Source organism: Roseibium sp. (assembly GCF_025698965.1).
GTDB lineage: Bacteria > Pseudomonadota > Alphaproteobacteria > Rhizobiales > Stappiaceae > Roseibium.
Genome location: NZ_JAILWL010000228.1, coordinates 1 through 10,275, shown reverse-complemented (window position 1 = coordinate 10,275; position 10,275 = coordinate 1). Strand labels below are relative to the sequence as shown.

General features: G+C 52.9%; 9 protein-coding genes and 1 pseudogene. 6 read left to right on the top strand and 4 right to left on the bottom strand.

Features of this window, described 5'->3' with window-relative positions:
- The 5 genes from K5905_RS18265 to flaF all read left to right on the top strand — a co-directional run.
- Positions 1-503 (top strand): flagellin (locus tag K5905_RS18265; RefSeq protein WP_297586407.1); only part of this gene is annotated, 503 nt, incomplete at its 5' end.
- A gap of 251 nt (positions 504-754) precedes the next feature.
- A complete protein-coding gene (locus tag K5905_RS18260) occupies positions 755-2,254 on the top strand; it encodes a flagellin (protein WP_297586406.1) in 1,500 nt (499 codons plus the stop codon).
- Between the two features lie 289 nt (positions 2,255-2,543).
- Positions 2,544-4,037 (top strand): flagellin, encoded by a 1,494-nt coding sequence (locus K5905_RS18255; RefSeq protein ID WP_297586405.1) that lies wholly within the window; start codon positions 2,544-2,546, stop codon positions 4,035-4,037.
- A 91-nt stretch (positions 4,038-4,128) separates the two neighbouring features.
- Positions 4,129-4,623: a flagellar biosynthesis repressor FlbT gene (gene flbT, locus K5905_RS18250; protein ID WP_297586404.1), complete on the top strand. Its 495-nt coding sequence runs from the start codon at positions 4,129-4,131 to the stop codon at positions 4,621-4,623.
- Entirely contained in the window at positions 4,505-4,885 is a 381-nt protein-coding gene (gene flaF, locus K5905_RS18245) for a flagellar biosynthesis regulator FlaF (protein WP_297586402.1), read from the top strand. Before flbT ends, flaF begins: the two co-directional genes overlap by 119 nt.
- Positions 4,886-5,005: 120 nt before the next feature.
- On the opposite strand, the gene K5905_RS18240 is transcribed toward flaF, so the two are convergent.
- The 4 genes from K5905_RS18240 to K5905_RS18225 all read right to left on the bottom strand — a co-directional run bounded on the left by K5905_RS18240 (position 5,006) and on the right by K5905_RS18225 (position 9,844).
- Positions 5,006-6,541, bottom strand: coding sequence for a flagellar protein (locus K5905_RS18240; protein WP_297586400.1), 1,536 nt, complete (start codon positions 6,539-6,541; stop codon positions 5,006-5,008).
- 8 nt (positions 6,542-6,549) lie between these two features.
- Positions 6,550-7,548: a flagellar basal body rod C-terminal domain-containing protein gene (locus K5905_RS18235; RefSeq protein WP_297586398.1), complete on the bottom strand. Its 999-nt coding sequence runs from the start codon at positions 7,546-7,548 to the stop codon at positions 6,550-6,552.
- Complete coding sequence (locus K5905_RS18230; protein ID WP_297586397.1) at positions 7,460-8,389, bottom strand: flagellar basal body protein; 930 nt, start codon at positions 8,387-8,389, stop codon at positions 7,460-7,462. Before K5905_RS18230 ends, K5905_RS18235 begins: the two co-directional genes overlap by 89 nt.
- A gap of 72 nt (positions 8,390-8,461) precedes the next feature.
- Complete coding sequence (locus K5905_RS18225) at positions 8,462-9,844, bottom strand: flagellar hook protein FlgE (RefSeq protein ID WP_297586395.1); 1,383 nt, start codon at positions 9,842-9,844, stop codon at positions 8,462-8,464.
- 313 nt (positions 9,845-10,157) lie between these two features.
- On the opposite strand from K5905_RS18225, the pseudogene K5905_RS18220 reads away from it, so the two are divergent.
- Positions 10,158-10,275, top strand: a pseudogene (locus K5905_RS18220) (ATP-binding protein); the annotation flags it as partial.

The following is a 10,275-nucleotide window of genomic DNA, read 5'->3' as shown; positions in this document are numbered from 1 at the left end:
ATGCAAACGGCACCGAAATCAGCACACTCGAAATCACTGCAACGACAACTGTCGACGATCTCGAAGCTGCCATCGATGCCATTGATGGTTCCAGCGCGGCCCTGTCCGGTGACACACTGACCGTCACCTCCGACTTCAAGTTGTCCGTTTCTTCGGACAATACCGGCTTTAACGGCAGCGCCACGTTAACGACGAACGGAACGGATTCGGGTTTTGCAACAGATACGGAAATCGAGACCGCTATCAGCGCCTTGAAATCTGCACAGGACACCCTAAGATCCCAGGCTTCGACATTCGGCACCAATCTGTCGATCGTTGAAAACCGTCAGGATTTCACGACATCGCTGATCAACACGCTTGAAGAAGGTGCTGGAAAACTGACACTGGCAGACACAAACGAGGAAGGTGCGAATCTTCTGGCTTTGCAGACCCAGCAGTCCCTCGCCTCGACTTCGCTGTCTTTAGCAGCTCAGGCCGACCAGAACGTGTTACGTCTGTTCTAAGTCGGAAAATACACTATCAACGACCGAAAAGGCGGGCAGTTGCTCGCCTTTTCTGCATTTAGCTGCCCCTTCTTTCTCCCCTTCAGTTTCAGCCTCTTTTGCAGAAACCGCACATGGCTTCAACGTGTTAACACCTCGTTAACCCTAAAATGCGATGCAGTTAACTAATGATTAGGGTTAACAGAAGATGATCTTAATCAACCTGCTCAGGAAGAGCAGAAGTACATGTGACCCAGGAAAGGGATATTCAGATGCAGGACATCACCCTGTCAGCTGCCGTACGGCAGAACCTCCTCACGCTTCAATCCACCGCAGACATGATGTCCGGCGTCCAGAACAAACTGGCGACAGGTCTTAAAGTTAACTCCGCGTTGGATAATCCCAACTCTTTCTTTACCGCATCCGGACTCAATTCCCGGGCAAGCGACTTGGGTAACCTGCTCGACGACATGGGACAATCACTGCAGACCATCAAAGCTGCTGACAAAGGAATTCAAACAGTAACCGACCTGGTGGAAGCCGCAAAGGCAAAAGCCAACCAAGCACTTCAGACTCAAAGCCAATACGAGCGCAAGACATTTGCGGAGCAATACAACGATCTGCTTGAGCAAATAGAAGACGTCGCAAAAGACAGTTCCTACAAAGGCAAGAACCTTCTTGCAGGCGACGGCAACGATCTAACAACCATCTTCAACGAAGATGCAACCTCCAAACTGAAGATCGAGGCGGTAGACTACACCGACACAAGCCTATCTACGGGATTGAACCTGTCCGATCTTGCTGAGGGTCAGGGTGGCGCCACCTCCTTTACGCTGCAAGGTGGCAAAACAACAATCACCCTGGAGTCGTCAACCGGGGGCCCTTCACTCAACTCTAGTTCTACGCTCTCAGATTCCACTCTGATTTCGGCATCGGCCGGCATTGCGATCACAGCTTTCGATACTACAGCAACAGCTGCTGCGATCACCGGCGGCACACTGGCGGTACCGGGTGCGACAGTTCAGGATCTGATCGATAACCTTAACGGAATCGCGGGTGTTCGGGCAGAGTTTGATGAAACCAACGGTGCTCTGACAATCTACAGTGACGAAGATTTCGCAATCAGCACTGGAACAGCGGGTGCAGCTTTCGGGTCGGTTGACGCCACAGCATTCGCACAGGATACCCAGGTCCTGGTGGACTCAGGCTCCTTCGCTGTTGGCGATACCTTGAGCCTGACTGACGGCAATGACTTTGAACTCGGCTCCCTCGAGATCGACGAAAACACGACCGTTGACGACCTGGAAAATTTCGTCAACGACTTCAACGGAGTAAGTGCCTCCTTCGACACGTCTTCCGGACTTTTGTCCATTCAGAGTGAAACCGACCTGTCGTTGACAAGTGACAATGCCGATTTTGCAGCAAGCAGTTTCACCGCCAACACAACCGGGGTCGCGGTCGCGGCCTTAAGTGACAGCGGCTTTGCAACTGACACCGACATCAATCGGGTGGTAGATCGCCTGAACAACGCTCTATCAAACCTTCGGTCTCAGGCTTCTGAGTTTGGTACGAACCTTTCGACTGTTGAGATCCGTCAAGATTACACAAAGACAATGATCAACACTCTTCAGGAAGGTGCCGGTCTCCTGACCTTGGCCGATACCAATGAAGAAGGTGCAAACCTGCTGGCCCTTCAGACCCGTCAGCAGCTTGCTTCAACCTCACTGTCCTTCGCGTCGCAGGCAGACCAGACAGTGCTATCCCTCTTCTAAGAAAGCTAGAATCAGTCGGACGCACGACTCACAAGCTGACAATCAGATACGGCGGACCAAATGGTCCGCCGTTTTTGTTTTTGCGGCTTTTTCTTCAAAAGTGGTCAAAAAAAGTTTCATATTTTTCAATTGGTTAAAAGAAACCTTTTGGTAACTTTTATTTACAGCACGTTAATGAGTGCATCACCGATTAACTTTCCATTTAGATTTGCGATCATGGTTCGCTCTCTTCTTGGTGCGAGCTAGAGACGTCCGTTACGGGTGATGAATAGAAAAGCGGTGAAGTCAGATGCCTGATATTGTTCTTTCCAGCGCGGTCCGGGACAATCTCCTGTCGCTCAAGCAAACAGCAGATCTGCAATCGGTCACACAGACCCGCCTTGCAACCGGCTTGAAGGTCAATACGGCCCTCGACAATCCGAACTCCTTCTTCACCGCGCAATCGCTAAACGACAGGGCAAGTGATCTGTCCAACCTCCTGAACAATATGGGACAGGGTGTTCAGACCATTCGCGCGGCTGACAAGGGAATCACCTCAATCACCAATCTGGTTGAGTCCGCAAAGGCAATCGCCAATCAGGCGCTACAGACGTCAAGCGAATACGAGCGCAAGCAGTTCACCAGCCAATACAACGATATCCTTGAACAAATTGAGGATTTGGCGCGAGACTCCAGCTACAAGGGCAAGAACCTTCTCGCGGGAGCCGGCAACGAACTGGAAGTTATCTTTAACGAGGACAGCACGTCCAATCTGACGGTTGAACCGGTCGACTTCACCGATACATCTCTGGACGATGGCCTCAATCTGGATGACCTTGACCCAGGTGGGACCGGCACTTCATCCTTTAATTTGTTCGGTGGCACCGCTTCACTCACGCTAACTGGTCTCCAAGCCTCTTCCAATTTGACAGATCTAGGCGACTGGGAAAATGGTGACCGGGTTACCATCACAGATAGTTCAGGCACGACCACATTGACGATCGGTACGGACATCACGACCGTTCAGGACTATGTAGACGCATTAGATGAGTTGAGCGGAGTTCACGCCAGTTTCGACGAATCGACTGACTCCATCGATCTCACCTCTGGTCTTGACAACACGATATCCATTGCAAAAGACGACAACGGCGGCGGTACTGACACGGACGGTGGCGCAACTGGAGGCACCAGCACATCTGTGCTATCGACCGCTCTCACTGCAGCATCGACCCTGATCTCTTCAGGCGGCTTTCAGGCAGGTGACACAATCACCATAACCGACGGCAATGACTTCGAACCTGCTTCATTGGAAATCGATGACGAGACGACCGTCAGCGACTTGGTAACATTTATCGACAACGTAAAAGGGCTGGATGCCTCGTTCTCAGGTGGCAGCATTAGCTTGATCGGTGAAGTATCGTTCGACATAACCAGCAGCAATTCGGACTTCAACCGAATGACGTTAGGATCGACGTCAGGAACAGTTGCCCTCTCAGCCGCCGCATCAGAGTTCAAGACAGACACCGACATTGACCGGACACTACAGGCGATCAATGCTGCCCTGGACGAACTGCGATCAGCCGCCCGATCCATGGGGACGTCATTGTCAACGGTGGAAATCCGGACTGATTTCACCCAAAATCTGATCAACACGCTCGAAGTCGGCGCAGGCGAACTCACCATAGCCGACATGAATGAGGAAGGCGCGAACATGCTGGCGCTGCAAACACGGCAGCAGCTGTCCTCGACAGCCTTGTCGCTTGCGAACCAGGCAGATCAGAGCGTCTTGAGCCTGTTTGGTTAACACAGGCGCTGAAATTCATTAAAGTATCGGGAGTGAACGTTAACCATTTCGTTAATGTTTGGTGGCGATACTCAAGCGTGGAGGTCACGGAATGGCGCTCAAGGTCGAGCTAAAACCGGGCGAACGGATCATCATCGGTGACAGCGTTATCACCAACGATAATCAACGGACCCGTCTGTTTATCGAAGGCCAGGCACCCATTCTCCGGGAAAAGGATATTCTCACACCGGCCACCGCGGATACGCCAGCAAAGAGGGTCTATTTGGCCGTTCAGCTGATGTATCTCTCAACGGATTTGGAGAAGATTCAGGAGAACTACTTCACTCTCGTCAACGATATTGTGAAGGCCGCACCGAGTACAATTCCATATGTCACCAGGATTAGTAACGCCATCCTAACCGGCGCCTTCTATAAGGCATTGAAAGAAGCACGAAAGCTCATCGAGTATGAAGGGACGCTGATCGGTCATGTACAAACAGGCAGCGCAGGCTTACCAGAAAACGAGCCAGGTGGCGGTCTCCCCGAGGGAGCTGGAAGCGAATCTGCTGATGAAAGCCGCGGCGCGGCTTCAATTGATCAAGGATGAGTGGGAAGAGGCTTCTCTTGCGGAAAAGGATGACGCTCTGGTTTATAACCGTAAACTCTGGAGCATCCTGGTAACTTCCGCAACCAGCCAGGAAAACGAACTTCCCCAGGGTATCAAGAATAATATCGCTTCATTGGGTGTATTTGTTTTCAAGCAGACCATGTCCGTCATGACAACGGACGATGCCAACAAACTAAATTCACTGATCAGCATCAATCGCGCGATCGCAGAAGGTTTGCGCGCTCGACCGCAAGCGGAATAGAGAAATCAAATCCGTATTTGGGAAAAGGCCGGTGCAGATCGCAACCGGCCTTTTTTAGTGCAAAGTCTTTTTCAGACCAGCATATAAATCTGGCCGACGCCCATCGTATGGAAATTCAGTCTACAGATAATCCGACAAGGTCAGATTAAAGACAATCGAGGATGCCCGGTAGGACACCTCGATATTGTTTTGAAGCTGAAGAATTTCAGCAGCCAACAGGTCCTTGTCGACGCCCTCGATCTCTGCAATCGTGCCTTCATAGGTGCTTTTCATCTGCACGTGACGATCGCTTGTCATGGACACGGTTCGATGCGTGATCGCGATATCGGTCGCAATATCGACAATTCCGGACTGGTCTACCCCTGCCGGCTGCAGAATGGTCCTGAGGTTGGTCGACAAGGCGTTGTAATACTCCTCGTCCGTTTGCGTCCCGCCGGAAAAGTCTGCGGCAACAAAGGTCGCCAACGCCTGAACAAGTTCCGCCAGCGGTGTTTCGTTGGCCCTCACGCCGTAATTGACTGTCAGGTTTGAATCGACAACGGCATTTTTGTCTTCACGCGGATCCGTGGTCGAAGTGTTGCGCCCGGTATACCACTCGACAGTTGTTGCAGAACCACCCGTCAAGGCTGTTGCCGTATCGTTGGGAGGACCATCGATCCTTTGAGGCTCCTCTCCTCCGAATGTGCTGAAAAACTCATCGGAGGCCCATTCGTCTGACGCCGCCTTCAGTGTCGTCAAGGCCTGGTTCTCAATTTCTGCCTCCAGTGCATCGCGCAGATTTTGTGCCGTCTCCTCCAGGTCCGCACCGATGACAAACGTGTCATCTGCTTCACCTGTCGAAGAAGCCGTCAGTTCGATGGAGACGGTTTCTGTGTGATCCGGTGGCAGCGTCAACTCAACGGTGATCGTCTCTCCCACAGCGGGCTGCCCCGTAAACTGGACATCAAAGCTGTCTGGATCCGTTGCTGCCGGACCTGTGATGGCCACGTTGCTGAGGGTCGAGGTTACCGCCGAAATATCGAAACCGAAATCATGCGCACCGTCTTCTGAAATGGTGAATGTGGAGTCTGTCGGTACGGCTGCGACATAGTTTGTTGTCAGCGCGGACGTTGTCGTTCGTCCAGAGTTGGACGCCCCCAGATTAGCTTCGGCAAATTCTTCCATCACGGTCTTGAGGCCATCAAGGCCGCCAGAACCGTTGAGAATTGCATCGAGAGTAGCAACAGGGTCATTGACGGCATCCGTTCCGCCAAAGACATAGAACCCGGCAATTTCGGTGTTGAGAATATTCACCACTTCATTCAGGAGTAATTCAGCGCGCGATTGAGTTTGCGTCTGCCCATCGTCCTGAATGATGAAGTCATTTGTATCGAGAGCCGATTTTGCATCCTGGCGGATATCTTCAAGCCGCTCGATCGACATGTTGAGCGTTTCCAGATGGAGATTGGAGATGGTTATTGTCTGCTGGTAGGTCTCGATCATGCTGACTTTCTGGGTCAGCTGAATATCCAGGAGACGCCTGTCGCCGACATCGCCATAGGTTGTACCGACCTTGCCGTGGGCCAGCTGCGTCGTTTTTTCGGCAAGCTGGTTGTTCAGCTCTGAAAGCTGCTGGGTAAGATAAGTCCGGGACGTTGTGATGTTCGAGACTGCCATTACGCACCTTAAAGGATGTTCAGAAGCTCATCGAAGAGTTCGTTGATTGTCTGCATGACACGCGCATTCGCCGCATAAGCGTTTTGCAGCTGAACCATGAAAGCCAGCTCGGCATCGAGGTCGACCGCGTAGCTTTCCTCGTAACGGATCGCGAGATTGGAAGTCAGTGCATCCTTGGCCGTCGAGAATGTCGCCGCATCTTCCGCCTGATTGCCCTGGAAGGCGACGGTCTGGTTGACAAAATCAATGATTGAGCCTTGGAACGGCGTTGACGAACTGCCAATTCCGGATGTTGGATCATAATAGGTCGTTCCGGAACTGAGTGCCTCGGCAAGATGCTGTGCGCGTGCCGGATCATTCGCCGTATTGGCTGTAGGAGTCGTCTGGTAGTTCACCAGCAAGGCACTGTCGGCCAGAAGATCTGGATTGACACTGATCCCGCTTGCATAGCCAAGACGCTGCCCGTCATCTTCCAGAGCATCGGTGAACAATTCTGGCGTGTCCCGGTTGTCGACAAAGATCGCCAGGCCAAGTCCCTGGTCGGAATTCGCGGAAACCGTCACATTTGCCGACAGGCTCTCGACTGTGGTCGGAGCAGTATTGTCGCCAAGGACCCTCAAATTGTCCGAACCGTCATTGCTGACAAGAAGACCCGTACTACCAAGCGCAGTTATGATGTTGGTTATGTAAGTGGAAGGCGTACCGCTGGAAATGTCGATGCCGAAAACCGTGTCGTTCGGATTGGCTGTCGCCGAATTGTCCAGCGGCAAGAGCGTCGCGTCTTCGACCGCCACAAGCGTCACGGTCTGCGCCACTCCCAATGTATCTGTATATTCCAGAGTAATGGTATTACCGGCCTGAAGTGCCGATACATCCAGATCAAACCCGCTGTCCAGGCCGACGGTTACATCCGTACTTTCAACCGTTACATTCGAGAGAGCCAACGACAATTCCGCAGCAATCGTGTCGAGCTGTTTTTGAGCTTCGACCAGAATGTCGTCTCTCAACCATCGAGCCGGAATTGGACGCGGCAATCAAATCGTAGGTGGTGCCACCGGGTGTTGTCACCATGACACTGTTGCCGGTCTCACCCGGCTGGAGTGCGTGTGACGCACTGAAACTCAGCGTGGAAGCCTGATTGTCCGCATAAAGTTGCTGACCATCGCTGGTTTGAATGAAAAGCGTCTCGTTGCTGCCGTCGGTGATGGTAACATCCAGATAACCGGACAATTGTTCAACAAGCCTGTCGCGCTCATCTTCCATATCGGCCGTTGAAACACCGGCCTGACTGGCGTCACGGATCGCGGCATCGATATCCTCAATGCTGGACAGGAGGTTGTTGATCGCAACGGTCTGACCGGCAAGCGTGTCGTCCGCTTCCTGTCGCAAATCCGCGATTTGCTCATAGGATGTGTTCAGCTCGCGGGCAAATGCTTCTGCAGCTGCGACAACTTCTTTCTGGGCGGTGTAATTCCCAGGGTCGTTTACCAGCGTCGTGAGCGCAGAAGATAGTTCGCCGACAAGTGCCGAAAGACTGCTGCTGTCGTCGATCGTGCCGAAAATGTCGTCGAGACGGTCTGTGTAATCGGCAATCTGCTTGGCGTAATTCGTATCGGCAAGCGAATTGAAGTAGTCAGCCTGGATCTGCTCATTGACGATCCGGCGAATCTCGGTCGCGTTGATGCCGGCAACATTGCCCTGACCATCGAAATAGGCATTTGCCGAGATGGTTTTCTTGGAGTAGCCGGCCGTATCCGCATTGGCGATATTGGACGCGGTCACATCCAACTGTCGCTGATTGTATGTTATCCCGAAAACCGCGGTATTGAGGGCACTTGTCAGACCCATAGCGGTTTCTCCTTCACAGCACGCCGGTTTAGCAGAAAGACCGGCGGGTCAGGACCCGCCGGCGAACGGTTGTTAGCGGACCATGTTCAGAGCACTGTCCAGCATCTCGTCGGCGGATGTCACAATCCGCGAATTCGCCGAATAGGCCTGCTGCGTGACGATCAGTTTTGAAAACTCGTCGGCAATATCGGCGTTGGACAGTTCCAGTTTGTTGGACAGGATCTGCCCGCCTCCCGACAGGTCTGCCTCACCGGAAGATGCCGTTGCAGAAAAGGCTGCTCCGTCTACCCGGCGCAGGTTCTGTTCTGCTTCAAACGTTGCCAACGGGATTTCGTAAACGGCCCGCTGCTGGTTGTTGGAATAGCTGGCAATGACGCGCCCGGATTCATCAACGGCAACACCTGTCAGTTCACCGGCCGCATAACCATCTTGCTCAAGGGAAACGGAACTCGCGGAACCATCCGGATCGGAATACTGGGTAAGCGAGCCGCCAGCAAAGGTAATCTCAACACCGGTTGCCTCAACACCACCGATGTCCAGCGTCGCGATGGTGAGACCGTCATTTGCTGCGTTTGCGGTACCAACGGCACCGTCGGCGACGTCGATCAGTTCACCGGTATCGTCAAATTCCATTGTGGCGACTTCATACCAGGTATCACCCGTATCTTCGCCGGTGCCGATATACATCGCCCAGATATCGTTTTGCGGCACGCCGGAATCGGCATTCTGCGTCTTGGCATAGCGCACCTCGACGTTCATCGCAGTGCCGTTCTGATTGTAAATCGTGATGGACCCGCCGGAGATCGAGCTGTCCAGGAAGTCATCATTGTCCGTATCGGCAATGTTTGCACCGCCAAGGCCGGTTGCGATCAATGCAGTGGCTTCATCCGAACCGTCATAGTCGTTTGTCGCCGGAATTCTCGGCAGGTTGGCCTGATACTCGATCGTCGTCGTCGCGGAGGCAGCCAGAGGTTGATTTTCGATCTGGACCACAGTCGGATTATCGCCAATCGCGTTACCTGTATCCGGATCCAGCGGAAAGCCCTGAAGATAATAGCCGGAGCTGTTGATCAGATAACCTTCCTGGTTTCGCTCAAAGTCACCTGCCCGCGTGTAGAAGGTCTCATCGGCAAATGTTGTGGACCCGTCAACCACATCGGACGCCTGGGTCACAACGAAGTAACCTTCGCCGTTGATCGCCATGTAGGTGTCGACCTCAACATCGGTGATGTCGCCCTGAACGGTGTTGGTTGCACGCGATGTCGCGAAGGTAGTTCCTGAAACCTGTGACGCCTGGGTATCGCCGCCACCCGAAACCAGATCGGCAAAAGTGGTATCCAGCCGTTTGTACCCGGTCGTTTGCGAGTTTGCGACGTTACCGGAGATGTTCTCCAGTGCCGTTGCCTGTGCATTCAGGCCGGAGACGGCTGAGTTAATAGCCCCATAAATACCCATGTTTCGTCCTCTTAATAGATTGGGCGATGCGAACGCGGGCTTTTCGCCCATAATCACCGCCCACTCCGCAAAGGTCGTGCCAATTTAGGTAAACAGAAATTTAAGTGTTTATTTTCAGATGGTTATGCAAGTTTGATTGCAAAACCAGCGTAAACGCGACCAGGCACTCAGCGCACAGGCGGGCAAATTCTTCCCCTCTAGATGGGCAAGTCTCGCCACATTCCCCGTTGTCTTCCGCCTGACCCTTTCGTGGACTTGCGAAACCGTGCGCAGCCTGCCACTTTCGCCCAACTCTCAATAGACGGACGACACTATGCGCTTTGAAGGAACTGAAAGTTACATTGCGACGGAAGATCTTCGGGTCGCGGTCAACGCCGCTGTTGCCCTTGAACGCCCACTGCTTGTGAAAGGAGAACCAGGCACCGGCAAGA

Coding starts and splice junctions, on each gene's coding strand:
- K5905_RS18260 (WP_297586406.1), top strand. CDS start 755: ATGCAGGACATCACCCTGTCAGCTGCCGTACGGCAGAACCTCCTCACG.
- K5905_RS18255 (WP_297586405.1), top strand. CDS start 2,544: ATGCCTGATATTGTTCTTTCCAGCGCGGTCCGGGACAATCTCCTGTCG.
- flbT (WP_297586404.1), top strand. CDS start 4,129: ATGGCGCTCAAGGTCGAGCTAAAACCGGGCGAACGGATCATCATCGGT.
- flaF (WP_297586402.1), top strand. CDS start 4,505: ATGTACAAACAGGCAGCGCAGGCTTACCAGAAAACGAGCCAGGTGGCG.
- K5905_RS18240 (WP_297586400.1), bottom strand. CDS start 6,541: ATGGCAGTCTCGAACATCACAACGTCCCGGACTTATCTTACCCAGCAG.
- K5905_RS18230 (WP_297586397.1), bottom strand. CDS start 8,389: ATGGGTCTGACAAGTGCCCTCAATACCGCGGTTTTCGGGATAACATAC.
- K5905_RS18225 (WP_297586395.1), bottom strand. CDS start 9,844: ATGGGTATTTATGGGGCTATTAACTCAGCCGTCTCCGGCCTGAATGCA.